The organism is Paenibacillus sp. B1-35 (assembly GCF_050474385.1).
In the GTDB taxonomy this organism is placed as follows: domain Bacteria; phylum Bacillota; class Bacilli; order Paenibacillales; family Paenibacillaceae; genus Paenibacillus_B; species Paenibacillus_B alvei.
The window spans coordinates 322808-349069 of sequence record NZ_JBCHVJ010000004.1 but is presented as its reverse complement, the minus strand read 5'-3'; the positions used below and the strand labels follow the sequence as shown (position 1 = coordinate 349069).

The window sequence follows — 26262 nt, the reverse complement described above, 5'->3', positions numbered from 1 at the left end:
ATGCTATTCGCGCCATACCTTCCCGTCTTCCTGAATGCGAATCCATTGTTGCCCATCATGCGATTTGGCAGATAGTAAGAAGGAACCGCTTGTCGTTTCAATCACAGGTTCGATGCGCCAAACCTCTTCGCGTGCCAACTCCGATAAGCTGGAAGCGTAACGGCCGTGGCTCGCAAAATGCTGGCGCTGACGGTAATAGATCTTGCGCAGTTCCCACTTGATCAGCTCGTCTTGCGGCAATTGGAAGGAAGGTGCTGGTTGTCCTTCGCCTGCAAAGACAACAAAGCCCCACATCTCTGGATAATGCATATTGATAATGCCTTGCGGGCTCCATACCCAGTTATACTCTGGGTAAGGGGTGTTCGAATCCGGGTTGATCATCTTGACGTACTGTCCGTCCTTTACCTCAGTACGCCACTCAACACGGGAGAAGTTCACGCGCCAATATTCGCCATGTTGCGGCATACGTCCTTCGGGCGCGCATTCCTTCAATACGCTCCAAGGCATTGCGACTTCAATGCTCCAACCCTTATTGACTGCATTCGGATTGTTGACCTCGCCATCAATATGGACAGCGGTGCGAATGCCGCGAATGTCCCAACCATTGATAGGCGGTCCGCCGTCACGGTATGGTTTGGGCAGCAGCAAGTCCCAGATCGTGTTGAAGGCATTCATTTCGAACTCATAGTAGTTATGGGTGTCGCCATCTGGATCAATGAATATCTCGAAATCATTATCATAGAAAATGACGGAATCGCGCTCCGTCAATGTTGCCCATATTTGCTCCTCTTCCATTTCGGTACCGAAATAGAAATATTCGTCATCCCATAGCATCTTGACCCGGGTCTGCTTAAATGGCAGCGGTTTCAAGTCTCCCTCGATGTCGACGAATTCGTCTGTCCAAGGGGCATGAACCCAAAAAGACTTGTCCAATCGTCCATCAAGCTGCAGTGGTTCTGTGGCTCGGTGGCAAATGTAATGCTTCGGGTCGAACACGATATTTGGTTCGGGAACACTGCTTCTGTCCATCGTTCCATCCTCCTCTAGATGAATGCATGTGGTAGGTGTTGGAGAACACACAAAATACGCAAATCTGGTAATGAAGAGAAAACTTATCCTTATACTAGATGGATATAATGGGATATTCAATAGGAAAACACGATTTTCAGCGAAAAAAAGTTATCGGTATCTCAAATTTGTAAAAGCTGCTCTTCGACCCGTTATTCAATAACGAAAAAAGAGAGCATCCGTTAAGGATACTCTCTCTTCGCAACTACAACTATATGTTCGATCTGGTGTTATAGATAAAGTATAAAGTAGTGCCCTATAAAATCTAATCGTGAAGAAGGCAGCCTACTAAGCGAGAAATGCCTCAACTATAAAGCAGGAGAAGATCTGTGAATCTGGCATCCTACCAAGCGCGTTCGTATGGCTTCGGCTTCGGCAGTTCAGAACGAAGCGCTCGTGCGGCGCGCAGCGGCCAGTATGGATCACGCAGCAGCTCGCGTCCAAGAAGAACGAGATCTGCCCGGTCGTTTCGGACAATCTCTTCTGCGAGAGCTGGCTCGGTAATAAGACCGACGGCTCCAGTAGCAATGCCTGCCGATTGTCGAATTGCATGAGCATAAGACACTTGATATCCAGGGAATACGTCTATCGGATGCGGTACAACTGCACCAGAGCTGCAATCAACGAGGTTGACACCTTGATCCTTCATGCGGCGCGCATAATCAATATAAGCCTCTAGTGTGTTGCCTCCATCCGCATACTCATTCGCGGAAATGCGCACGAATACCGGCCCATCCCATTGGAGACGAACAGCGTCAATGACATCGCTTAAGAAGCGATATCTGCCTTCGGTACTCCCGCCATAGCTATCCATCCGCTGATTCGTGAGCGGAGAGAGGAATTCATTGATCAGGTAGCCATGGGCACCATGAATCTCGACGATATCGAAGCCGGCCTCCTTTGCTCTGCGGGCAGCCTCGGCAAATGCCTTCACCGTCCGGCGAATTTGCTCCTGCGACATCTCTTCTGGTACTGCGTAGTCTTCACTGAACGCAATCGCCGATGGAGCAATTGCGCCGGGAACAGTAGCTTTGCGCCCTGCATGGGCAAGCTGAATGGCGATCTTGCTGCCGTGGGAATGCACTAGATCAGTGAGCCTGCGCAGCCCATCAATATGATCGTCGCTCCAAATTCCTAAATCACGAGCACTAATTCGACCCTCTGGTGTGACGGCAGTGGCTTCTACGATAATCAATCCGACTTGCCCAACTGCACGCGAGGCATAGTGGATCAGGTGCCAGTCTGTTACTTTGCCATCTTCGTCATCACATGCATACATGCACATCGGAGACATGGCAATCCGATTCGGGATTGTAACCCCTCCAATTGTTATCGGTTCAAACAAGCGTGACATATGTAAAATCTCCTTCCATCTCCATTGGACTAAATCATGACTCAAGTCTATTATACGCTGATCCAGATTGTGGGTACAAATGACAGACTAGCGAAACTTTAGGAGTCAGCCGAACTCAGGGTCTGACGTTGCAGCCATGCAAGGCAGTCCGCCGTAACCTCATCCCGGTTCGTTTCATTGAGCAGTTCATGGCGCGCACCTTCATACAGCTTGCATTCCACTTGCTCCAGACCAAGTTGCCGATATTGATCTGCCAGCTTGCGCACACCTTTGCCATAATTGCCTACCGGATCATCGTCGCCTGCAATGAGCAGTATAGGCAACTGCTTCGGAATACGGCTCATGACTTCAGGGCGATGAATATTGCGCAGCAGTTTGAAAAAGTCCCGATAAAATCCTACTGTGCTCAGAAATCCGCAGTATGGATCCTCCACATATTTGTCTACTTCCTTCGGATCTCGGCTTAACCAGTCTACCTGTGTGCGGGCAGGCTGGAACTTACGGTTGAAGCTGCCGAAAGCCAGCTTATCAATGAAGGCGCTGCGATGGCGGGAGCCTTTCATCGAGGCAATCAGCTTCGTGACACTGACGCCTGCGAGCAGTTCCGGGCCACGAGGGCCGTTGCTTCCGCATAGGATGAGGCCATCAATCAAGTCCGCGTGTTCTGTTATATATTGCTGTGCCAGAAAAGACCCCATGCTGTGCGCGAACAGAAACAGTGGGGGATTGCTATGTTGTTCGCGGATTATCTTAGTGAGCTGCGCCATATTGCGCACCATCCATATGAAGCCGTTCTCGCCGATATAGCCTAAGTCCTGCTCAGTAGCTGCTGTGCGGCCATGTCCGCGATGATCGTTGGCGTATACCACATACCCGGCGGCAGTAAGTTCCTCGGCAAAGCGCTCGTAACGAAGCGCGGTTTCAGTCATTCCGTGAGCAATTTGTACAACGCCTTGGATTTCAATGGCTTCATCGGGCAACCAGTGGTAGACGTGAATACGCACGTTTTCTTCATCTAGAAAGTGAAAGGTGTTCGTTCTCATGAGAAGCCTCCTTATCGGCTATTGTTCCGTTATCCTTTACTTACATTATATCGAGAGCTTTGAAACGAAAGCCACGTTATTTTCTGAACAGGGCGTTGCGCCGAAATCGCCTGACTATGGTATGATACATTACAAATACGAAAATAGGAGGCGGTCAGATGTTCACACAAACACTTTATACAGGCGAGCGGGATAAGGATTATCCGGTTATTATTGGGCAGCTGTCCGCATTAATTGCAGGAGAGCCGAATTTTATTGCAAATTTGTCCAATGCGTCCGCGCTATTATGGCAGGGGCTGAAGGACATTAACTGGGCTGGATTCTATCTGATGGATGATGAGCGAGGGGAGCTTGTGCTTGGGCCGTTTCAAGGGCTGCCGGCATGTGTTCGAATTCCACTTGGACGTGGAGTATGTGGGGCAGCAGCGAAGGAACAGCGCACAGTAATCGTTCCGGATGTCCATGCATTCCCCGGACATATTGCCTGTGATGCGGCTTCACGCTCTGAAATTGTCGTCCCTCTGATGAAGGAGGGCAAGTGCATCGGTGTGTTGGATATCGATAGCCCGATTACGGATCGCTTCAACGAACAGGATCAGGAAGCGTTGGAGCAACTGGTGAGCGCTATTTTAGCCGAAAGCAAACTATAGAAAATATGAGTGGATGCGTAAAATAGGGTATGGTGCTGCATGAAGGAGCGGATTATCGTTCTAGAATACCTCTGCAGCACCATATAGTAAATATAGGTAATTTTATTTTAGGGTTGAAACAAATTTTCAACTTCTCTATAATATTTGGTGTTAACAAAATTTGCTGGTGTAGCTCAGGGGTAGAGCAACGCATTCGTAATGCGTGGGTCGGGGGTTCAAATCCCTTCTCCAGCACCATGTAATGTCGATAACGGCGCGGTTTCCGAGCAATCGGAGATCGCGCTTTTTCCCTTTTTAGGGCTGAATTCTAACATTCTTCTAACCTTTAGTCTAATAAAGTGAAGTTTTAGTTTTTAAGTACGGCTTCTTGAAGATTTGGTAGTACATGCGAGTATGTGTCCAAGGTAACATTAATCGAAGAGTGGCCTAGTCGTTCTGAACAATTTTTGGATGTATTTCCGCCTTGAGTAATAGTGTGGCATGAGTATGCCGAAGATCATGGAATCGTATTTTAGGGAAGTCCGGATGATCTTTTTAGATTTCTTTTATGATTCGATAATAATTGCGCATCAGATTCCTTTGGTTAACGGGCGTACCTTCGATTTCGATATTTTCCTTATGTGCAGCTTCATTCTTGAGTTTTTGATGTTTGAAGAAAAAAAGTATTAGACCGGGTTAATTTAAGTAACGTAAATAGAGGATGGTTAGTTCATTATATGAGCTAATCTCCTCTATTTTTTGTTTAAAAGAAATATTAACTAAAGCTTTAAAGCTTGGTATAGATTATTTAATATATTCAGAATTGGGAGTAAGGCTGTGAGATTTTTTATGGTTCAGTTCTACTGTTTTGGTGCTTACTAAAGCAGTAAGTAATCTTATTAGAAGAATGCAAATAGGGACGTGAACACAATGGGATATGCTCGAAAAAATAGTAATAAACATTTTTTTAGAATAGTTTTATTTTTATTAAGTTTATCTCTTGTTGGTTGTACTGCAAAATTAAACTCATTTAGTTATGAAAGCGGTAACATTTTGCCAGAACTATTAACTATAAATACAAAAGGAATTGTCGAGCAAATTGAGCGCAGTAAAATGTCGGATTTTGGGTATAGATTTGCGAATGCTGAATATTCTAGTCAAATCAGTTCCTTTGCGACATATTATATTCGTGAAGCCCAAAAAAATTCGGGGTTAATTTCTATTGATGATTACATAACAATGACACCAGATTTTTTGAGGAAATTTGAAAATGAATCAGCGATGGATCTTACAGATATTTTTACCACAGTAATGCTAGTTAATGATTTAGAAGGTATATCTGATTTAGCAAAGGAGAATATCTCTAAGTATTTTGATTCTTTGTACGACGATAGAATTGGATGTTACCGTTTGCCTAATAGTAATAACAGTGAAATATATGCAGAAAATGTGTATCCAACATTTTTAGTTGAGCAAGTAGCTGCATTGCTAAATTTAAAAACAAAATCTGTTGACAAATGGTTAAAAGAAGCATCGACAGAGTTGCTACAACCTAATACTATTACTAGAAAAAATTCTAGCGCTTATGTAATGATGATGAAATTGATGCAATCTCATCACATAGAGTTATCAAAAATATCATCTGATATGGTAAAGACTATGTTTGAGAATGATTTAGACAATATAGCAGAATTAATTAAAAGCAATGAAGTTTATTTACCTATATATTTAATGGATTATTTGGATTTTAGTTTATTATTGAATATCGATAGCTCAGATTATCACGATCTAATAATAGACAGTATCACTGATGAAAATGAAATTAAAGATGGAGTCATACAGGCCTATGATCCCTTAGGCTTATATGCTGCAATATACTCCTTAAAATTAGCAGGTTATGATTTTAAAACCAGTCCGAATTTCAGTGATGTATTCGATGTATATAATTCATTCTTGCTGGATGAATCAACATACATTACCCCAGGATATACTGAATCGAACTTTGTTGATACCTATTTTGTAGATGCAATAACCAATGTTTTAGAAATAGAATCTCCTAATAGTATTGATTTGTATCTCTATGAAAAAAGAGATGATATTTTGCAGAGCGATCCAATAGTCATAAATAACTTTTTGGAATTACTGCAGAAACATAATTTGTTGCACATCATAGACAATAAAAAGCAAGAACTAGTAGACGGATTATTTTCATCCATGGATGATATATTAGCTAAAGAAACTTTAACAGCAAAGAAGTTGCCATATGTCAATGCTATTATACGTGCTTTAGAAATTTTAGAACGAAATTGGTCATTTAGTAAAACACAAGTAGATGAAATGATTGATAGTTTTACTGAAATCGACAACGTGCCTCAAAATACTATGAACTTAATTGAACTCGCTACATTTATAAACTTAATTAATCCGGATCGGGATGAAATCAAACCTTTATGTAACGAGATAATTAGTAATATAGTACATCTTAATGACCTTGATTTGAGTAATAAATTGCATGTACAGAGTAAGGCATTAAATCTTTTGCAGGATTTGGATTATAAGATTCCAAATAATGTAATAAAAATTGTGGGAGACACACTGATTAATGCACAACATACATCTGGCCTATTTAAAGGAGGTGATGCCACTGAGGACGTAGTAAGTTTCCGAAGTACCTACGATGCGCTGTTTCTGCAAAAGGTTATCTATCAAAAATGAAAAGGAATGATTATTTTGAAGAAATTTTCTAAGACGTTATCAGCATTAGCTTTAGGTACCGTTTTGATGGTTCCGGGTTCAGTTTTTGCTAGCACTGACACCAATGAGACTCAGCTAATTTCAGAAGAAATGGTTCGGCTTACAGTCACGAATGAAGCAACAAATGAAACAACAAGAAGTTTAGCAACAACAAGCACTGAAAGCAAAGAATTCACGCTTAAACAATATAATGACAACGGTGTTACAGTATACGGTTTTGATGTGGAAGATCCTTCATACCGACAGGCGGCCATGTCGTATATAAATAAATTAACTGGCGATACAGGGGCAGTCTTTCAGCCGGTTGGTTTACTGCCGGGAGAATCGGAGTATCAAAATGATACTCAAACAGATGGTAATGCAATGTCATATGCATGGAAAATAAATACTGCCGGTAACTGGGATAACAATTTTGAAGGAGGTCAATCCTCGGCTTGGAACGGTAGCGGAAATGCGAGCTACATAGTATTAAATCAAAATATTTCCGTAAGTGGAATAGGTGTTACAGTATCATGGCCCCCAGGTGTATCGGGTAGTTCTACTTCAGGATCATGGCAATCTCAACCCATAAAAGATAATGTAGCTGGAGCATCTTTTGCAGGAATGAAAGTTAGTGGAACTTCCTGGGCTACTTCCTTTAGTGAAAACGGGGATGTTTACGTTAATAACAGAGTATACCGTCCTGTAACCTATATTAAATTCAGTGTTTTTTAGGAAAAGATTTATGGTAGGTATTGGTATAATTCTTTTTTCAATTTTGTTTAAGTTGTGCACATCAGGAATGGATTTAGTAGCTTTGATTTTTGGATTTATCGGATTACTGATTGTTATTTTTGGAGGTGTTAGTAAATCCGGCAAATCGTGAAGGGGGAATTTTACTTTGTCAGTATCAAAAGACTCCCGGCAACTGGTGCACCCATAAAGCTTACGCTAACTGTATATAGTCGAAAGGGATGTTGCTTACATATTTGATTTTAAAGATAATAAGTTCTTAGACTTGTGCTTTATGATGGTTATGTGGCCAAATACTTCAAATGAATAACACACAGCTAAAGCCGCATAGAAGACCATCTGGGATTAACGAGGATTATCGGTAAACGATTCGTAATGCGTGGGTCGGGGGCTCAATTCCCTTCTCCAGCACCATGTAATGTCGATAACGGCGCGGTTTCCGAGCAATCGGAGATCGCGCTTTTTCCCTTTTTAGGGCTGAATTCTAACATTCTTCTAACCTTTAGTCTAATAAAGTGGGGTTTTCCGCTTTGTAGGAAGGAGAAACGGCTCGTTCGCGATTGGAGCTAATTGAATAAAATTGAGACATTTCATTTGCTTGTTAGCACACTTCATTTTTAGCGACCTGCATATTATGTATTAACTCTTCTTCGAAGGGGGGGATGCTGCATGGTACATCGTCATAAAAAGGTGATTGTTGTGATCCTCAGACCTGGACAAAAAGTAATAGTTAAGTGTAGAAAGCACAGAAGACACCGCTAAAAATAGTTTCTGGCAGTGAACCTCATTTAATAGACAAGGTTCACTGCCACGCTCGTTTAACTTAACAATCATCAATTGCTTTTAAACAGGATAAGCAAATTAAGGGATATTGATCGTAAAGTGAACATGTATGGAAAGTACCTTGATACAAAGTTGAGTACCACATGACGGTATTCGCGTGATAGCATGAAACATAAAAAAAGGCGGGGACGCACACACGGCTGCATATAGGCAGCGCATGAACCGGGGTATACTCGCATGAAGAAAAGGGACAAACCTATATGGCTTGTCCCTTTTGCATTACTTCTTGTTCGTAGTATTCACAATTGCTGTTTTGTAGTTCAACCAGGCAACAAAACCGAAAAAACTGCAGAAATGATATTTGTACATAAAATTAATAAGAATGTATTGATGGTTCTCCCCTCTGGCCGGGGGATCTTAACTTGGGTGATGTGACAGAGAGGGAAGAGGGCGAGAACAGTAATAGGATCAAGGATCAAAAGTACCGAATACAATTGCGAGCTTGTTTGTATTTGTCCGGACAGACGTGCCTCGACAGGTTAGCGATTCGGACGTTGTTCGGATTCAAACATTCCTGCGGGACTATATTTCATGGATGAGGATGTCCATGCAGACTTGTAATAAGTCGGCATAAACAAAAAAATGAAGGCTGACGATCTTATGCGTGATCCCTTCATTTTTGCTTATTAGACTATTGTACTCGCTAACTCAATCGGATGGAGTGCTTATCCCATATTTTTTTCAACAATGATCGTATGGACTATGGCCAAATCGTCGATTCCGCGCAAGCATTGCATAGATTTAATGTCCATCAAGTTCCATCATTTGTTGGGGTGACACCGGAGTTCCTGTGAGTGTGCTTTCAAACATTTCAATAATGACCAGAAATCTTTCTGCTTCGCGGAACACATGATCGGCGAGCAGTGGATGAATGATGCTTTTTATTCGACATGCCTCAATTAATTCGCGAGCTGTTTTCTTGAAATCACGTAATGATTTAACGGAAACTCTATTTTGATCTAAAAATTGGTCGAGAAGTGGAGCCGTTTGAGATTGAGGCCGCATGGAATCCAAGTCTCTTGCTTGAAATAATAACTGATCGAATTCATGACTGAATTGTTGCGCTTGTTCAACAAGCTTACGTTCAGAAGGATCGAGCAGATGACCGATAAACTTGGCATGATCCGCCATTATTCTTAAGAAAAAAACATTTTCATTGATAATCGCATCTGGTAGGGGGTCTAAATTACCAGTATTGAGTTGTTCAAGGCGATTTCTAAAGTAAAAAGCCTCTCTGCTGACGTGATCTACAAGCAGAGGGAAATTGTTCTGTCCCGGCAACTGACAATGTAAAATTAAGCCGAGGACCTTTCGTTTGAATGCCCAAATATGGGAGACCGCTGAATGCACTTCCGCATTGAATCTTAGAATGATCTGGGGATCTGCTTCAGCATCAAAGGTGTGAGACCTGGCTTCAATTGATTCAAAAATAGCATAAAAATGATTCGCTTCTTGAATGAGCTGAGTATCTTCACACCTAAAGCCTAGTTTTAAAAAAAGTGAATGCTCTTTCATGATTCGAGACCAAAATCTGATTTCGTCTAATGAACGAATGACAAATCCGTTTGACAAAAGCACCCCTCCCAGGTAAAAAACGCCGTTTTGTTTATATATAATAATGACAAATCATTTTTATGATTTAGGCAGCGCATGAACCGGGGTGTACTTCTTCTCGCATGCAAGTAAAGGGACAAACCTATATGGCTTGTCCCTTTACTTTGTGCTGCTTGTCTTCACGACTTCTTTTTTGTAGTCATAAACTCTTTGCTCGAATTATTTCTACGCGAATAGGACGCAGCCGAGTCAAATATTTAACAACCCTAATATGATATGAATGTACTAGCGGAAGGAGGCTATTTCAATGGGTGAATTTGAACATCGCCGTCATCATCATCATTTTACTTCTACAGCCGTTATACTGGTTCTGTTTATTTTGTTGGTTATCGTAGCTTGTAGTTGCTTTATTTAATTGATTTGAAGGATCTGAATCAGCAATGCTCGTCATTGGCGCAGCCCATGAATATCAAATTTATATCTGAACGCTTAACACTGCCTAATTAATTTCAGTATAGGACATAGCTGAGTCAGAATGAAGGTAACTCCTATATTATGTATATGTGCTAACTAACGAAGGGAGGCTAACTCATATGGGTGAAGTTGTTGGAGGTTGTGGATTTCGAGGTTTCACCTCTCTTGGTGTAATCTTGGTCTTGTTCATCTTGTTGGTTATCGTTTCTCGTGCATTTGTTTTTTAGCATTTAATCGATTCATTTCATAGCCCCGTATCTTTACATTGCGTTTATGTTTGATCTACTGGTGTCGAATCGGAACGCCGGTAAGCAAAAAGGGCCGTTGAGGGGGGCGCCCCACGGCTCCGTGGACTGGAGATTCAAATCCCTCCAGCAGTATGTAATGTCGGATAACGGTGCGGTTTCCGAGCAATCGGAGATCGCGCTTTTTCTATAACATGACTCATTTTTTAAGAGGCGTAAATACACCGTTGTGATACGTTCCAATCTCGTAGTTGTTTACGGAGATCGTGTGCGTAAGATCATTCCAATCTGGTGCGACGGCCTCCATGCTGTACTTATCCAAACACCATGCATAGTGCTCCTCGGCTGCTTCCATGAATGTGGTTATAACAGTGCTTAATTCCTTGTTTGATATAGAGAATTTACCGGATCCTGAATATTTATTTGCAAAGTCAGGCTGATTACGAACATCTATGGTCGCACCGCTCGTTCCTTTGCGATAGGCTATATCATCAAAGTAGATTTTATCCAATATCAAATGCTCGGATGCAACAGACTCCTCCATGTCGTGCTGGATATTTGCATACAAGAGATTGTTCTGCAACTGATTGATTGTAAAGCCTTGTTTGCTGCTGGTTCTTTTTAGTTCCTCATAGTCTTCTTGCAACTTAGAGAGGGATTGCTGCAGTTTCTCTGCTGTATCATTCGCCTTCTTACTATGTGCCAAAGTAAAAATAGACATGCCGATCGCACAGCATGCTGCAAAGATAGAGATGATGAAGATGCCGGTAGAGAGTGACTTTCTTCCGGTATTAGGCGTTTCCTGCTCTAGTATCCATTCATGATCCATATGTATCTCTCCTAAATAATAAATTCACATGAAGTAAACACCTTGAAAGCACGAAATCATTGTATCATTTTCCTTTTGGGCCGGAGCCTAATAAAAGTGAAATTTTAACCAAAACAAGCATTTCCCTCAGGCGATTGCCAGAGCCAAGATTCTAGCATTGTACATATTCTTTACTATAGAAGATTTTTGCGACGGCTCGTTGAACTAGGGGAATTGACGAACATGATATTCATAAACGGCAAAAATCCAAGCAGCGTTCAACGGATTTGAACGCTTTTTGGTGATAGATCAGCTTTCACAGCACGCTTGGCAGGTCTTCTATGTGTACACTATGCAGAAGCGAGCTGATGAACGATGAGCATCGTCATTCAACAAAGGTTGCTTCCAGATGGAAGCCCGAACAAGCCGAACAAGCCCATGGCTCCGCAATGGATTACGATCCACAACACGGACAACTTGAGCGGCACAGCCGAATCGCACGCGAGATATATACTAGATGGAAGCGGTGGAAGACAAGCATCTTGGCATTATACCGTGGATGATAAGGATATCTACCAGCATTTGCGTGAGAACGAACAGGGATGGCATGCGGGAGATGGAAATGGACCAGGCAACTTAACAAGCCTCGGCATTGAAGTATGTATGTATACGGGCATGAACAAAGACGTGGCATGGAATAACGCTGCGTGGCTCGTGGCAAGTTTGCTTTTGCGCGACAAGCTAACCATCGATCAGGTCGTGCCGCACAAGAAATGGTCAGGCAAGCAGTGCCCTTCTGAGATTTTGCCATACTGGGATCAATTTATAAACCAGATCAAGGGACAAGTACAGCAGCTTCAAGCTCAAAATGGAATCAAAATTATTGTAAATGGTCATGAAGCAACGAAGGGGATTATGAAGGACAATGTTGTCTACGTGCCAATTCGTGATATTGCTTCTGCCTTGGGTCTCCCTGTTCGATGGGATAATACGAGCAAGGTCGCATATCTCAATGAAATTCCTCAAACTGCGAATATGATTATAAATGGCAGCGCCTACGTACCTGTGCGGGCAATCGCTGAATCGATAGGTGCGAAAGTGACTTGGAATGGAAATGATAGAAGCGTCAGCATCCAAGTGTAAGAAATAAGGGCATTCGTTGAAGCGGCAGATAGAAGTTGTAAGCAACTCGTATACCAAAGGTTGATTTACTGGGGTAAAGTGGTAAAGAGGCGGATTTCGCCTCTTTTTTCTTTCTATATAGTCTAATTAAAAAAAGTAATCAATAAAATGAAAAATATAATCGGTAATTATAAATATTTTCCATCATTTTACTACCTGCGCAATGATTCTGGTGATACAATGTGTAGGAAAATATATCCTTCACAAAAAAATCGAAAATGAGAGAGGGGAATTATGTGGCACAAAAGAAGTGGATTTCATTCATGCTGCTTTTGGTACTAATGGGATCGCTGTTATCAGCGTGCGGAGGTTCCGGCAATACGGCGAATCCGCCTAAAGAAGAACCGAAAACTGCCGAACCAGCGAAAACGGAAGGATCGAAGGACAACAATACGGCACTGACGCCGAAGGATGGAGGCACGATCACATTAGGTACTTTCTCCGATATCGTGTCATCCAACCCGTTATTCACTAGTGACACTTCTTCTGGAGACGCTATCAACTTGATCTTTTCCAGCCTGTACGATCTTGATCGGCAAGCGAACGTAGTCGTTGAACCGTGGTCTCTGGCCGCTGAACCTCCTCAAATCAGCGAAGATTCGAAGACCTATACAGTCAAATTGAAGCCGGAAGCGAAATGGAGCGACGGCAAACCTGTAACCGCTGATGATTTGATTTTTACTATTAATACAGTTCGCAACCCAAAAGCAGGCTCCCCAGGAATTAGCCAATTCGAACATGTTGACACCGTCACCAAGATCGATGACCACACGGTTCAGATCAAGTTAAAACAAGTATTTGCCCCATTCCTCTACTCTCTTAGACTTCAGCCAGTGCCCTATCACATCCTGAAAGATGTTCCGATTACAGAATTGAAAAAGCATCCATACGGTTCCAAACCAGAGAAAACCGTAACAAACGGTCCATGGAAATGGACAGAATGGAAGCAAAAGCAATTTTTAAGCTTCGATGCAGACCCGAACTACTGGGGAGCGAAAAAACCTCACATCCAGAAAGTCATCTACAAAATCTACGCAGATCAAAATACAGAAGTGCAAGCTCTCATCAAGGGAGATATCGATTCTGTATCAGCGATTCCAGTCACCCAACTCGCAGCTGTGCAAGCTCGCGATAACCTCAAAGTCATATTAGCTCCAGGACCACAATACGAATACATGGGCTTCAACTTTAACAAAATGAACTTTGACAATAAAGAAAGCTTCTTTGCCGGACAGAAAACAAGACAGGCGATTGCTCACGCGCTTAACCGCCAAGGCATGGTTGACAATATTCTTAAGGGAACGGGCAAGCTGTTGAACTCGCCATTCCTGCCTGGATCATGGGCTGATCCGGCTGAAACGGCTGTTGTATATAACTATGATGTAGAATTGGCGAAAAAGCTGTTGGCTGAAGATGGCTGGAAAGCTGGCACTGACGGCATCTTGGAGAAGAACGGCAGCAAGTTCTCCTTTGAACTTCAATACAATACAGGTAACAGTCGCCGTGAGCAGGTTGCGGCTGTTATTCAACAAAACCTGAAAGATGTGGGCATTGAAGTGAAACCGAGAGGCATTGACTTCGCTGCTTGGCAGGAACAGAACATTAATCCGGGTAAATACCAAGCGGTCTTGGCGGCATGGTCGTTAAATGATCCAGATCCGAACGCGGAGAGCATCTTCTCCTCGAAATTCTTCCCGCCGAACCAAAACGCGGGCTGGTATAAAAACGAGAAAATTGATCAATTGTGGGTAAAAGGCTACTCTGTCGCTGATCAGAACGAGCGCAAGAAGGTATACGCAGAGATCGGTAAAGAAATCACAACGGATCTTCCTTATGTATTCATGTATCAATATGGTACACCACAGGGCTTGAACCCTCGGGTGAAATATGCGGAAGAGGACCGACCTGAACCTGGACTCGCATATGGATACATGTTCCGCATGATTAACTGGTGGGTAGAATAAGGCACCGAGCATATTTGAATATGCAAGATGAGGGGAAGGGGTACTTGCCCCTTCTCTCTTTTATGTATGAGAGTGCTTATATATCACACGATGATTTAGGAGGATTCCCATGACGGAGTATCTGATCCGCCGTATATTGCAGTCACTCTTGGTGCTATTTCTTATATCCATCGTAACCTTTGGACTTATCCACGCGGCACCGGGTGGACCAACGCAAATTTTTCTTTCGCCGGGACTGTCTCAGGAAGCAGGCAAAATTCAAGCGAAGAACCTCGGCTTAGACAAGCCGATTTATATTCAATATATTCGTTGGGTGGGCGGGTTGCTGAAGGGTGATTTAGGACATACCTTCAAGAATAACCTGCCGGTAAGTGAAATACTCTGGCCTACGGTGAAGAATACCGTTGTTCTGATGGGAGTTGCATGGCTGCTGGCCTTAATCATTGCGATCCCGTGGGGAATATACAATAGTACGGCTGAGTATGGGCTATCTGATCAGACTGCTTCATTAATTTCTTATATTGGGTTTGCGATGCCGACATTCTGGTTCGGTATTCTCTTGCAAAGCTTTTTCTCCATTAAGTTGGACTGGTTGCCCTTATCCGACATGTATACGATGGGGAAGGAAGGCGATATTCAGGATTTATTCATGCATTTGATCCTGCCTGTCACCGTTCTTACACTAGGATTCCTGGCCTCCTATGTGAAATATTCCCGATCCAGCATGCTTGAGGTACTAGGACAGGACTACATTCGAACCGCGAGAGCGAAGGGAATGAAGGAGAGAAGAGTCATTACCCGTCATGCTCTGCGGAATGCGCTTATCCCAATCATTACTATACTTGGTCTGGATTTGCCGATACTCATAGCGGGAGCAGCCATTACAGAAAGTGTGTTTAACTGGCCGGGAATGGGGCGGCTGTTCGTCGATATGGCTGTGTCACGGGAATACTCGGTGCTTATGGCGATTACCTTAATTACAACGGTTATCGTTGTCCTTGGCAACTTGATTGCAGACATTTTGTACGCGATTGTTGATCCGCGTGTACAAATAGGCAAAGGGGGCGCATCAGCATGAGTGTAACGAGTTTGGAGGATGCTCAGCTCGAGCCTGGACGCGGCAAGACGAGAGAGATTGACCCTAAGTCGGAGAAGCCGACAAGTATGACCTTAATGGCATGGAAGAAATTTATGAGCAATCCATTTGCAGTGGCTGGAGCCATCGTTCTATTGTTCTTTGTCGCCATTGCTGTATTTGCCAAATATATTGCCCCATATGACCCAGCCGCGATCGATATGTTGAAGTCAAGTTTGCCAGCGGGCAGTCCTGGTCATCCACTTGGAACGGATGAATTGGGACGAGACATCTTGTCACGGCTTATTTACAGCAGCCAAGTATCGTTATCGGTGGGCTTCTCTGTTGCCTTTATCTCTGTTGTAATTGGAACCATTATCGGCTCGATTTCTGGATACTTTGGCAGCTGGATCGATACGATTTTTATGAGACTCGTTGACGTTATGAACTCTATTCCAACCTTGTTCCTGAATATTTTGGTACTGGCTATCTTTGGCGCAAAGTTCAGCTATATGATCATGATTTTAAGCTTTACGAGTTGGATGGGCTCGGCAAGGCTTGTGAGAGGGACATTCCTTCAGCTGCGGGAAATGCAATATGTAGAAGCTGCCAAGGCGATCGGTGTGTCCAGTTGGGGGATTATCGGCAGGCATTTGCTTCGCAATGCGACGGCTCCTATTATCGTAAACGCTACCTTAATGGTAGGCGGGGCGATACTTGCTGAATCAGGCTTATCTTACCTCGGTTTAGGGGTACAGCTTCCTGATACGAGCTGGGGCTTGATGCTGAGCAATGCGCAGCAATTTATGCTGGTTGATCCAACGCAAGCGCTTTATCCAGGAGCATGCATTTTTATCGTGGTGCTGGCGGTCAATTTTATTGGAGACGGAATCCGTGATGCGTTTGACCCACGCAAGAAAGAGAAAATTCCACGTAGGAGGATGCGGCAATGGCGCGAAAACTTCTTGAAGTCCGAAATCTGACGACAGGCTTTGTGACAGAGCAGGGCATTGCGAAGGCAACAGATCGAATATCCCTTAGCGTGGAAAAGGGCAAGACACTTTGTATCGTAGGGGAATCCGGAAGCGGTAAAAGTGTCGCCTCTCTTTCAATTATGCGATTAATTGATTACGCAGGAGGAACCATTTTCGAAGGCAGCATTCATTTTAATGGCGAAGATCTGTCAGCCAAATCGCAAAAGGAAATGATTAACGTTCGCGGGGAAAAGATTTCGATGATCTTTCAGGATCCGATGTCGGCGCTTAACCCGGTATTTACGATCGGAGATCAAATCGCGGAAAGCTTGCAGCTTCATCAGAAGATAGGCAAGAAGGAAGCTTGGGCGCGGGCGATTGACATGCTGCGTATGGTTGGAATCCCTGATCCAGATATGCGTTCCATGCAGTATCCGCACGAGATGTCAGGCGGTATGCGGCAGCGGGTTGTAATCGCGATGGCGCTCATATGCAAACCAGAGCTGCTCATTGCGGATGAGCCGACGACAGCGTTGGATGTAACGGTGCAGGCACAAATTTTGGATTTGCTGCAGCGCCTTCAACAGGAGCTCGGCATGGCGATCGTGCTCATTACCCATGACATGGGTGTTGCCGCGGAAATGGCTGACCGCATCGCGGTTATGTATGCCGGTAAAATTGTAGAGGAAGGAAGCGTAGAAGAAATATTTGACCATCCTTCTCATCCTTATACAATTGGTCTCTTGCAGTCGATTCCAGGCTTGGAAGGAGCAAGAGGCGAGGAATTATACACGATTCCAGGGACAATTCCGGGAATTAACAACCTGCCTTCGGGATGCCGCTTCAATCCACGCTGTTCGAAGGTGGAGGATAAATGCCGACAGCACGAACCTGCGTTAGGAGAAATCCGGAGCAATCATCAGGTGGCATGTTGGTTGTACCACAGCGATAATGACGGACAATCCGAGGTGAAGCGAGCATGATGGATCAATCATTAATTGAAGTTCGCAACCTGAAGAAGTATTTCCCGATCAAGACAGGTCTCTTCAACCGAGTAGTCGGCCACGTTAAGGCCGTAGATGATGTAACCTTCACTATTAACAAAGGGGAGACGTTTGGTCTTGTTGGGGAATCGGGTTGCGGCAAATCAACACTTGGCAGAGCCATTCTCCAATTGCAGAAGCCAACAAGCGGAGCTGTCTTTTTTGACGGAAAGCAAATACAAAATATGAATACGAAGCAACTGCGTCGGCTGCGGCAGGATATGCAAATTATATTTCAGGATCCTTTCGGATCCTTGAATCCACGCATTCATATCCAGAACATCATAGGAGAGCCGCTGCGCGTGCATCATAAGGCATCTTCTAAAGAGATTAATAAGCGTGTAGTCGAATTGATGGAACTGGTTGGATTGGATCCAGCTAGACGTAACCGCTATCCGCACGAGTTTTCTGGCGGTCAGCGTCAGCGGATAGGCATCGCCCGGGCGATTGCGCTTAATCCGAGCTTTATCGTAGCGGATGAAGCCGTATCTGCTCTAGATGTGTCGGTTCAGTCTCAAGTGCTGAATTTGCTCATGAAGCTGCAAAAGGAGCTTGGCCTTACTTTCCTCTTTATTGCACATGGTCTGAATGTGGTACGGCATATTTCAGATCGAGTCGGCGTCATGTATTTAGGAAAATTAGTTGAGGTAGCCCGCACAGAGGAACTGTTTGCAAGCCCTAAGCATCCTTATACCGCAGCGCTGCTGTCAGCGATTCCTAGACCGAACCCGCACCATAAGAAGGAAAGAATCGTACTTCAGGGGGATGTGCCTTCTCCGGCGTTCCCGCCTTCGGGCTGCCGCTTCCATCCGCGGTGTGCATTTGTGCAAGAGAAGTGCAAGCTTGTATCACCAGAGTTAGTGAATATTGGCTCTGATCAGCAAGTAGCCTGCCATTTTCCGTTGGAGGCAGATCCAACTTCTATTGCGGCTCAATAGAAAAACTCAGAACTTAATCGAGTTAGAGTATCGAATGTTGAAATACGAGAAAGTGCTGATGGGGTTATTGTGAATAATGCTTCTTTCTTGCTGCGTTACGAGAACTTATTTCTCTGCAGCAGGAAAGGGGCATTATTTTATTAGGGAAGGTACGGTTGTTAGGGATAATACAGTTCACACAGTAGGCACTATGGTCGTATCGTGACCCGTGTATGAATAGGAACCAATGCAGCGAGTTGCAGAACATCTTCATTGTACATGCGTATGCAGCCGTGAGATACGAGATGGCCGATAGAAGCAGGATCATTCGTGCCATGAATGCCATAATGGGGTTTCGACAGCCCCATCCAGAAGGCGCCGAACGGCCCTCCAGGGTTCGGGGCTTTGTTAATGATGGTATATTCCCCTGTGGGGGTTTGTGTGAGCATTTTGCCGATACCAACAGGATATTCTCGGACAACGGTGTCGCCATCCAGCAAGTACAGCCTGCGTGCAGTCAGATCGACAATAATTCGATATTGCGGCATATCGCCCAACTCCTCTTGATCAGCATATGCAGATGCGGAGATAGGGGTTCATATTGTAAGTAAAGCTCTGAAGACGCAACGTGTATGTAGAAAGAATGATAATACAGTGATTCGTTTATAAAATCTTGATTAATAGGGAGTATAGTTAATGGAGATCATACTTATTAGTGATCATGATTTATATTGAATATGATTAATATCGATCTCTATTTAATATGGCTCCTATTTAATGAGGATCATAATTAACAGGAGTAATTTCTGAAGAGGAATAGAGATAACTCGTACAGAAATGCAATCTTGTACTGCAAGGAAGAGGGAGAGCAGAAGCATGGAACGTTCAGAAATCAATATATTGCTTGTAGATGATGAGGAAGAAATGACGGTGTTCGTGCGTGATTCACTGGAGGATGCCGGATACACGGTACGCACGGCACATCATGCCGAGCAAGCTCAGCAGCTTATTACGAAACAGATGCCGGATATGATTGTACTTGATGTGATGATGCCGGGTACGGATGGGGTGGAATGGTGCAGGCAGGTTAGAGATATTGTCACTTGTCCTATTCTATTTGTTAGTGCGAGAGTAAGTGAGGCGGATCGGATATACGGGTTGGCAGCAGGCGGCGATGATTATATGATCAAGCCATTCAGCATGCGTGAGTTGAAGGCTCGCATCGAAGCGCATCTGAGAAGGGAACGCCGTCATTTGCAGAGGCAGGATCATCATGAGGGGATACTTTCATATGGTGTGTTTATAGTCGATGCAAAGGGTAGGGAGCTTCGCTGCGAAGGGAAGCGATTGCCGCTAACGAACCGTGAATTTGCAATTGTGGAGCTGCTTGCATTCCATCCGGGACAAGTATTTTCTCGCGAGCATATTTATGAGCAAATATGGGGCATAGAAGCTCTTGGAGACGATACAACTGTAACTGAGCATGTGAAAAACATTCGAGCGAAGATGGCAGCAGCCCATGCACAGTCCCGCTGGGTCGAAACCGTATGGGGCATCGGCTATAAATGGAAGGTGCAGGAATGAGGATGCACTCCTTTAAGCGTCAGTTTATTACTTACTTTGTATGGGTAATTGGAGCGAGTCTGGTATTTACAATTGTCGTGTGGGGAGGCTTCATATGGCTTCAATCCTATGATAGCGGCACATTCAGGCCGGCCAATTACTACGAAAAGAAAATTCCGCCCATACGTAAGTTAGTAGAAACAGAAGGAGATCGCTTACTGAATAAGGGGAATCAGGCGCGCCTCGAACAACTGATAGATGAGAAGGGCATGCGCTACGCGGTTGTTGATCGTAAAGGGAAGTATGTGTATGGGTCGCTGACCGACCCGAAAGTACGCGGTGGGCGGGAGCTGATTCAGCTTCTCAAGGCAAGTGGAATGACAGGTATGGGACATGCCCGTAACGTATTGCCGATCATAAATCAAGAGGAGGAATTGCAAGGTGCGGTCATCCTCAACTATATACTGTCTGCTGGTGTCACTGAGAAATCCAAGCTAAGACCCTATTTTGGATTCCTAGTTATAGGAGTTCTATTTGTGCCCTTTCTTTTTGTTATTTTATTTTCTTGGTTGTTCGGCAAAAGATTTGGCCGTGAGCTGAGCCGCCCGATTGAAGAGTTAATTGAAGGCACCAGGCGGGTACAGCAGCGGGATCTAAACTTTAGCTTCTCTTATGAAGGCACCTCTGAAATGGCACAACTTATGAAGGCTTTCGACGAGATGAGGCGTGAACTCTATTTGTCATTGCAGCGCGAGTGGAAGATGGAGCAGCGGCGGCGCGAGATGGTTGCTGCACTGGCTCATGATCTGCGTACTCCGCTTGCGATCGTGCAAGGTCATGTAGAAGGCTTGCTGGATGGCGGGATGAATCGCCCTGATCGTCTGGAGCGATATTTGTCTACGATCGATAAGAATACGAAGCGGGCTGTCCGTCTCGTGCAGGAAATGAATCTGGTATCAGAAATGGAGTCTCCACAGTTCAGCTTGAATTGTAAGCCGATTGATATTAATCGCTTCATGGAGGAGACTGCACAGGATATGCACCGAATGTGCGCGGAGCAGCAGATTGAATTCTGCTGTCGTCCACCTGCAGATCGGCAGGCGGAGGGAACGCTGCTCCTCGACGGGGATCGATTGAGACAGCTTATGGACAACCTGCTTGCGAACAGCCTTCGCTTCACTCCAGCGGGAGGCGCAATTATCTGGGAGGCAGAATGGAGAGCACGTGAACTGCAGATGTCGATTACGGATACGGGAACGGGATTCCCGGCACATATGCTGGACTCCATATTTGACAAGTTCGTTCAAGGAGACGCCTCGCGCTCGCAATATCAAGGGCATTCAGGACTAGGGCTGTATATGGCCAAGCTGATTATGGTCAAGCATGGCGGGCGAATACGAGCAGAGCACGTGCCAGGCGGGGGAGCGCGTATTGTGTTTAGCTTCCCTACGAAATGACAGCTACAGAGAAGTAGCAGCAGAATGCAACAAGTTTGGCGAATAATCTATGTCATTTTGTGCAAATCTGCTTTATATATTATACTAGTCCATGATTTCAGAAATAGAGAGGAGCAACCTCATGTCATCCATTCGTATAGGTATTGTAGGTTACGGTAACTTAGGTAAGGGCGTAGAGAAGTCGATCCGCCAAAATTCAGATATGGAACTTGTAGGTATTTTCACTCGTCGCAGCCCAGAATCCATTCAAGCAGAGGTTCCTGTCATCTCGCTCAACGATGCGGAATCTTACAAAGATAGAGTAGATGTTATGATCTTGTGCGGAGGTTCTGCAACAGATCTTCCAGAGCAAGGTCCTGAACTTGCACGCATGTTCAACACCGTAGACAGCTTTGATACGCACGCGCGTATCCCAGAATATTTTGCATCTGTAGATGAAGCTGCACAAGCGAACGGACATGTAGCTGTCATTTCGACAGGCTGGGATCCAGGTGTATTCTCCTTGAACCGTCTGTTGTTCGAATCCGTGCTTCCAGAAGGCAATGAATATACATTTTGGGGACGTGGCGTGAGCCAAGGACACTCCGATGCGATCCGCCGTGTAGAGGGCGTTAAGAACGGTGTGCAGTACACAATTCCTTCCGAGGAAGCTGTAACGAGGGTACGCCAAGGGGAAAACCCTGAATTGTCCACTCGCGAGAAGCACCTTCGTGAATGCTTTGTTGTAGCAGAAGAAGGCGCTGATAAAGCTCGCATCGAGCAAGAAATCAAATCTATGCCGAACTACTTCGCAGATTACGATACAATCGTGAACTTCATCAGTGAAGAAGAGTTGAAGGCGAACCATTCTGCAATGCCGCATGGCGGTCTCGTATTCCGCAGCGGCGTAACAGGTGAAGGCACGTCACAAATTATGGAGTTCGGCTTGAATTTGGGCAGCAACCCTGAGTTCACAGCTAGCGTGCTCGTTGCTTATGCACGTGCCGTATCTCGTCTGGCAAAACGCGGTGAATCCGGTGCTCGCACTGTATTCGACATTCCATTCGGCTTGTTGTCTCCGAAGTCTCCAGAGCAGCTCCGCAAGGAATTGCTGTAATATATAGGAATTCCTTGCGGACAAACGTTCTCACCTTTTGTTGACGTGCTAGAAAAAGGCGAACAGTCCGCTTACAAGGGGCGGTTCCATGTCCAGCAGTTCCGCTAAAGGTCATTGACAACGTAACTACTGCGTTCACGCCGATGATGCCGAAGCTGAATACGGAGCATTCTGAAGTAATTCGGGATGCCGCAAATGCATGGAATGGAATGAAAAGGGGCAAAGTACCGGGCTGCTGCAATATTATCGTAGCCTAAATGTTCATTCTTGCTCTGCTCACTTACTTAAAGAAAAAGTAGACCGCCCTCACCAAGGTTTGCGGTCTACTTTCGCATCTTATAAAAGCCAACCGCTCTTCATGCGGTTATTGTGGGATGAAGGTCGCAGTTGGCGCTGCAATCTTCTTTATATTATACACATACAGTATCATACATATTTTTAACAACTTTTTTTGACTATTCCTCTGCTAATACCAAGGTAATTGGGATACTATATTTTTTTGTATTCGCATTAAACTTCGCTAATGCTGTAACCGTCAGTCTTTCTTTCTGTTTCCGACTCATAATAATCGGCTCATCAAAAGTGTATTCCTCATCCTTGACCAGCTTTTTTGAAAACCCCACATCATCAAAAAAATGTGCTGCAGAACGCTCATTACCATCTTCAGAAGAGGCGATAGATACTAGAGGTTTAGAGTGCTCTATTCGTATTTCTTCTTCACCGATATACTTCAACTTTGTTTGAATGGAGATTCGATTGTTGCTTATCGGAGTTGCTTCCAAGCTCACTTCAAATCCATCAAGTTTTTCTTTCACCATTGTACTCTCTTTTGGTTCGTCATTGGAGCACCCATAAATGAATAATGACAAAAATAAAATATTAAAAAATACAATGAAGTGATATTTTTTTTTCACATCATTTGCTCCTTTAATTTTTAAAAATTAATTGACAATAATCTGATTAATTTTCAAATCAGAAAAGATATACTGAACTTGAGAATAAATTCTTTCTTTATGTCCATCTGAATAAGTTACATCACCTTTGAATACTCCATAAATTGTGCGTTCATGAGCCGAATCACGACTCTGTTGGTTAAATACAGGAGCCCCACTATCACCAGGCATTCCAGAAAAAGTAGCGCTTCTTATATTGGTAAATAGTACACCATTTTGCGTAAAGCTTAAATTTCTGCTTACAATTTTACCACAGACATTTCCTGAGTTTCTGCCTGATATACAAACATTATCACCAACCACATCGTCAGATGCAGATTGGTATCTTGAAAACTCCAAGTCAGATGATTTCCCTTCATAAAGCTTATATGAGGAATCTGATGAGTATATTTCAATTGCCCCTACATCTGAGTTTCCTTCATAATTTCTTTTTGACATATATCCAATTGTGCTCCCACCTTGTTTCCACTCCGAAAATATATCACCACAATGTCCTGCAGTTATGTAGAAATGAACATCTTGATTACTCGTCGGGCCCCAAACCTTGGCGCTAAATGCTCCAGTACATGTCGCAACATAACCATCACCTACATCATGATCGATAGCAAGTCCTCCAACTAATGGACGGGTTTTAGCATTCCTAGTGTTATCTTCAACCTTAATGGAATCAACCTTCACTTCAATATTTTTAGGGTCAATGGATAAAATACTATCTATAATTTCCTCATCATAGTGATCAATTCCAACAATCACTTTATTATTCGGAATTGAAATATCCGTATAATTTATATGTAGGTTACCCCTCGACATCAACTCATTGAGTCTCTCTTGAAGGTTTTCAAGCTCTTCCTCTGTCAAGTTAGCATGGAAGAATTGAATCCTATCTCCATTCGTGAAATAAGTTCTAATTTTTTTGGTAATTTCCATATTGCTCTCTATATCTACAATTCCAATATTAATAACACCTCCGTGTTCATGATCCATGTAAACCCCAGCAAAAATTTTCGACCATTCTTTACCCGGTTTTTTTATAGCAACTGCTTCTTTTAACAAATTACTACGTATAGTCATCTCCTTTAATTCTTTATCTGATAAAGCAACACCATAAACTTCAATAGAATTTTGATATTCTTTATGTTTCATAATACGAAGCACATTTTCTTCATTTTGATCTAACGAAAAAGCTTTTCGATAATCAAGGTTTCTTGCAAGTTCATCTTCATTAATGATGATATCTGAAGAACTGTCTATTGGGTGATCTTCTACTACGCTAGCAGCATGCCCAGAAAGGGTAAATAGAATAAACACGAAAAAAAAACTACACCACTTAGTATTTTTTTCATTTAATGAAACCTCCACGACTTAATTAATTGAATGCAAACGGCAGTTCAAACTGAAAATTTCATTGAAGATTACTGTAAGTTGGATGCACCGTGATTGTTGAATCATACAGCTCTCGGATGAGTTAAAAGATAAAGTCTCAAGAAGTGAAGTGTCTCTTAGAATAAACATAAGGGGGCTGGCTTAAAAATAATTGAGGTGATTATTGGCTTATATCCCTATTATTTCATATTCTAACATATTAGATCATAATCATAAAGGTATACAGTTTTTTAAAATAAGGATACTGGATTTTGTCAATAGATTTGATACATAAAACCGAGAGAATCACGCTGCAAACGAGAGTTTTCGCTCGCAACATTTGCGTTCTCGTCTTGATTTTTTTTAGATAGATGAGTTCTTTATTCAGAACGATATGTATGAATTCAATGTTTATAGCAGTTCCCCTTGCTGCTTATCTTATAGCTTATCTCGTATTTGTTAAGCTGATTCTGGTATTTTGAGCGCGGTAATGACAAACTCTTTGGTATTCTGTCATCCATCTGGAAACGCATATTATGGAGCTTTATGGCAGTAAGGACTTAAAAAGCAGTCATGTTGACCAAGCTCGTCATGAATCAATCTTAGCCGAATATTACGAAGAACCCCCTCATCCTAATTGAATTGCACCCCTTATTGTGGATATTGGAAAAACACCCAGTTAGATGTAGGACGGTTAAAGGTATGGATGCGCCGATATAAACTAATGATTGATTTCGGGCTTACAGATACTCGCGGAAAGCGAAAAGAATACGTTGATGAAAATCGATATGTTTAGTAGCTCGATATGGAGAACGCTGTCCTAAAAAAGTGGTTGACCATTACGAATGCGGATGCATGTACATCTGGAAACAATGGAAGATGCCGAGAACGAAGGTGCAGAACCTGCGGAAGTTGGGGACGCAGGAGTGGCAGGCTTACCAATGTGGGGACACCCGACGTGGCTACTGGCGAATAGCCGGAAGCGCAATCCTGCACCACTCGATTACAAATGAAAAGCTCGATCGGGCAGGGTATTATGACTTCCCTGCCCAGTACGAGCGTCTGCGTCAATTGCACTCAAACGGTTGAACCGCCGTATACCGAACGGTACGTACGGTGGTCAGAGGTCGGCTACTCAACTTATGGGTAGCCTCCTACTCGATTGCTGCCAT

At 43.6% G+C, this 26262-nt stretch carries 23 protein-coding genes, 1 tRNA gene and 1 pseudogene; 16 read left to right on the top strand and 9 right to left on the bottom strand.

Going from position 1 to position 26262, the window contains the following annotated elements; genetic code table 11:
* Nucleotides 1-3: 3 nt before the first annotated feature.
* The 3 genes from ACQ5BJ_RS15835 to ACQ5BJ_RS15825 form a co-directional block, all read right to left on the bottom strand.
* A complete protein-coding gene (locus tag ACQ5BJ_RS15835; RefSeq protein WP_430111433.1) occupies nucleotides 4-1029 on the bottom strand; it encodes a carbohydrate-binding family 9-like protein in 1026 nt (341 codons plus the stop codon).
* Between the two features lie 382 nt (nucleotides 1030-1411).
* On the bottom strand, nucleotides 1412-2422 hold the full coding sequence (namA, locus tag ACQ5BJ_RS15830; protein ID WP_289356906.1) for an NADPH dehydrogenase NamA: 1011 nt from the start codon (nucleotides 2420-2422) through the stop codon (nucleotides 1412-1414).
* A 98-nt stretch (nucleotides 2423-2520) separates the two neighbouring features.
* Nucleotides 2521-3465: an alpha/beta hydrolase gene (locus ACQ5BJ_RS15825; RefSeq protein ID WP_289356907.1), complete on the bottom strand. Its 945-nt coding sequence runs from the start codon at nucleotides 3463-3465 to the stop codon at nucleotides 2521-2523.
* A gap of 158 nt (nucleotides 3466-3623) precedes the next feature.
* Here ACQ5BJ_RS15825 and ACQ5BJ_RS15820 point away from each other — a divergent pair, with 158 nt between their 5' ends.
* Both ACQ5BJ_RS15820 and ACQ5BJ_RS15815 read left to right on the top strand, forming a co-directional pair.
* The gene (locus ACQ5BJ_RS15820; RefSeq protein ID WP_005543545.1) at nucleotides 3624-4115 is read left to right on the top strand and encodes a GAF domain-containing protein; all 492 of its coding nucleotides are present in this window, start codon (nucleotides 3624-3626) and stop codon (nucleotides 4113-4115) included.
* Nucleotides 4116-4277: 162 nt separating this feature from the next.
* A tRNA-Thr gene (locus tag ACQ5BJ_RS15815) sits at nucleotides 4278-4352 on the top strand.
* Nucleotides 4353-4461: 109 nt separating this feature from the next.
* Here ACQ5BJ_RS15815 and ACQ5BJ_RS15810 read toward each other — a convergent pair.
* Nucleotides 4462-4628 (bottom strand): annotated as a pseudogene (locus tag ACQ5BJ_RS15810) (tyrosine-type recombinase/integrase); the annotation flags it as partial.
* Between the two features lie 396 nt (nucleotides 4629-5024).
* On the opposite strand from ACQ5BJ_RS15810, the gene ACQ5BJ_RS15805 reads away from it, so the two are divergent.
* Both ACQ5BJ_RS15805 and ACQ5BJ_RS15800 read left to right on the top strand, forming a co-directional pair.
* Nucleotides 5025-6809, top strand: a complete 1785-nt coding sequence (locus ACQ5BJ_RS15805) for a hypothetical protein (RefSeq protein ID WP_430111428.1) — start codon at nucleotides 5025-5027, stop codon at nucleotides 6807-6809.
* Between the two features lie 15 nt (nucleotides 6810-6824).
* Nucleotides 6825-7562 carry a hypothetical protein gene (locus tag ACQ5BJ_RS15800; protein WP_430111425.1) on the top strand — a complete coding sequence of 246 codons (738 nt, stop codon included), beginning with the start codon at nucleotides 6825-6827 and terminating at the stop codon, nucleotides 7560-7562.
* Between the two features lie 1602 nt (nucleotides 7563-9164).
* Here the strand turns inward: ACQ5BJ_RS15800 and ACQ5BJ_RS15795 are convergent.
* Nucleotides 9165-9995 carry a DUF2935 domain-containing protein gene (locus ACQ5BJ_RS15795; protein ID WP_268622702.1) on the bottom strand — a complete coding sequence of 277 codons (831 nt, stop codon included), beginning with the start codon at nucleotides 9993-9995 and terminating at the stop codon, nucleotides 9165-9167.
* Between the two features lie 289 nt (nucleotides 9996-10284).
* Between ACQ5BJ_RS15795 and ACQ5BJ_RS15790 the strand changes: the two genes are divergently transcribed.
* On the top strand, nucleotides 10285-10392 hold the full coding sequence (locus ACQ5BJ_RS15790; protein WP_005543537.1) for a YjcZ family sporulation protein: 108 nt from the start codon (nucleotides 10285-10287) through the stop codon (nucleotides 10390-10392).
* A 178-nt stretch (nucleotides 10393-10570) separates the two neighbouring features.
* Nucleotides 10571-10678 (top strand): hypothetical protein, encoded by a 108-nt coding sequence (locus ACQ5BJ_RS15785; protein WP_005543536.1) that lies wholly within the window; start codon nucleotides 10571-10573, stop codon nucleotides 10676-10678.
* Between the two features lie 217 nt (nucleotides 10679-10895).
* On the opposite strand, the gene ACQ5BJ_RS15780 is transcribed toward ACQ5BJ_RS15785, so the two are convergent.
* Complete coding sequence (locus tag ACQ5BJ_RS15780; RefSeq protein WP_289356909.1) at nucleotides 10896-11525, bottom strand: hypothetical protein; 630 nt, start codon at nucleotides 11523-11525, stop codon at nucleotides 10896-10898.
* Nucleotides 11526-11879: 354 nt separating this feature from the next.
* On the opposite strand from ACQ5BJ_RS15780, the gene ACQ5BJ_RS15775 reads away from it, so the two are divergent.
* The 6 genes from ACQ5BJ_RS15775 to ACQ5BJ_RS15750 all read left to right on the top strand — a co-directional run bounded on the left by ACQ5BJ_RS15775 (nucleotide 11880) and on the right by ACQ5BJ_RS15750 (nucleotide 18680).
* Entirely contained in the window at nucleotides 11880-12647 is a 768-nt protein-coding gene (locus ACQ5BJ_RS15775) for an N-acetylmuramoyl-L-alanine amidase (RefSeq protein ID WP_430111420.1), read from the top strand.
* Nucleotides 12648-12949: 302 nt separating this feature from the next.
* The gene (locus tag ACQ5BJ_RS15770) at nucleotides 12950-14650 is read left to right on the top strand and encodes a peptide-binding protein (protein WP_430111593.1); all 1701 of its coding nucleotides are present in this window, start codon (nucleotides 12950-12952) and stop codon (nucleotides 14648-14650) included.
* Nucleotides 14651-14759: 109 nt separating this feature from the next.
* On the top strand, nucleotides 14760-15728 hold the full coding sequence (locus ACQ5BJ_RS15765; protein WP_005543532.1) for an ABC transporter permease: 969 nt from the start codon (nucleotides 14760-14762) through the stop codon (nucleotides 15726-15728).
* On the top strand, nucleotides 15725-16708 hold the full coding sequence (locus tag ACQ5BJ_RS15760) for an ABC transporter permease (protein ID WP_005543531.1): 984 nt from the start codon (nucleotides 15725-15727) through the stop codon (nucleotides 16706-16708). The genes ACQ5BJ_RS15765 and ACQ5BJ_RS15760 overlap by 4 nt, the downstream gene beginning before the upstream one ends.
* Nucleotides 16675-17682: an ABC transporter ATP-binding protein gene (locus ACQ5BJ_RS15755; protein WP_268598886.1), complete on the top strand. Its 1008-nt coding sequence runs from the start codon at nucleotides 16675-16677 to the stop codon at nucleotides 17680-17682. Before ACQ5BJ_RS15760 ends, ACQ5BJ_RS15755 begins: the two co-directional genes overlap by 34 nt.
* Nucleotides 17679-18680 carry an ABC transporter ATP-binding protein gene (locus ACQ5BJ_RS15750; RefSeq protein ID WP_430111416.1) on the top strand — a complete coding sequence of 334 codons (1002 nt, stop codon included), beginning with the start codon at nucleotides 17679-17681 and terminating at the stop codon, nucleotides 18678-18680. Before ACQ5BJ_RS15755 ends, ACQ5BJ_RS15750 begins: the two co-directional genes overlap by 4 nt.
* 188 nt (nucleotides 18681-18868) lie before the next feature.
* Here the strand turns inward: ACQ5BJ_RS15750 and ACQ5BJ_RS15745 are convergent, their stop codons facing one another.
* On the bottom strand, nucleotides 18869-19207 hold the full coding sequence (locus tag ACQ5BJ_RS15745) for a L,D-transpeptidase (protein ID WP_005543528.1): 339 nt from the start codon (nucleotides 19205-19207) through the stop codon (nucleotides 18869-18871).
* A gap of 328 nt (nucleotides 19208-19535) precedes the next feature.
* On the opposite strand from ACQ5BJ_RS15745, the gene ACQ5BJ_RS15740 reads away from it, so the two are divergent.
* From ACQ5BJ_RS15740 to ACQ5BJ_RS15730, 3 genes are all read left to right on the top strand, one after another.
* Nucleotides 19536-20243 (top strand): response regulator transcription factor, encoded by a 708-nt coding sequence (locus tag ACQ5BJ_RS15740; RefSeq protein ID WP_367667829.1) that lies wholly within the window; start codon nucleotides 19536-19538, stop codon nucleotides 20241-20243.
* On the top strand, nucleotides 20240-21679 hold the full coding sequence (locus ACQ5BJ_RS15735; RefSeq protein ID WP_430111413.1) for an ATP-binding protein: 1440 nt from the start codon (nucleotides 20240-20242) through the stop codon (nucleotides 21677-21679). The genes ACQ5BJ_RS15740 and ACQ5BJ_RS15735 overlap by 4 nt, the downstream gene beginning before the upstream one ends.
* A 121-nt stretch (nucleotides 21680-21800) precedes the next feature.
* A complete protein-coding gene (locus tag ACQ5BJ_RS15730) occupies nucleotides 21801-22775 on the top strand; it encodes a diaminopimelate dehydrogenase (protein ID WP_005543524.1) in 975 nt (324 codons plus the stop codon).
* Nucleotides 22776-23230: 455 nt separating this feature from the next.
* Here the strand turns inward: ACQ5BJ_RS15730 and ACQ5BJ_RS15725 are convergent, their stop codons facing one another.
* Complete coding sequence (locus ACQ5BJ_RS15725; RefSeq protein WP_289356913.1) at nucleotides 23231-23689, bottom strand: hypothetical protein; 459 nt, start codon at nucleotides 23687-23689, stop codon at nucleotides 23231-23233.
* Between the two features lie 27 nt (nucleotides 23690-23716).
* The gene (locus ACQ5BJ_RS15720; protein WP_430111411.1) at nucleotides 23717-25036 is read right to left on the bottom strand and encodes a S1 family peptidase; all 1320 of its coding nucleotides are present in this window, start codon (nucleotides 25034-25036) and stop codon (nucleotides 23717-23719) included.
* Between the two features lie 899 nt (nucleotides 25037-25935).
* On the opposite strand from ACQ5BJ_RS15720, the gene ACQ5BJ_RS15715 reads away from it, so the two are divergent.
* Nucleotides 25936-26103: a hypothetical protein gene (locus tag ACQ5BJ_RS15715; RefSeq protein ID WP_268598882.1), complete on the top strand. Its 168-nt coding sequence runs from the start codon at nucleotides 25936-25938 to the stop codon at nucleotides 26101-26103.
* Nucleotides 26104-26262 lie beyond the last annotated feature (159 nt).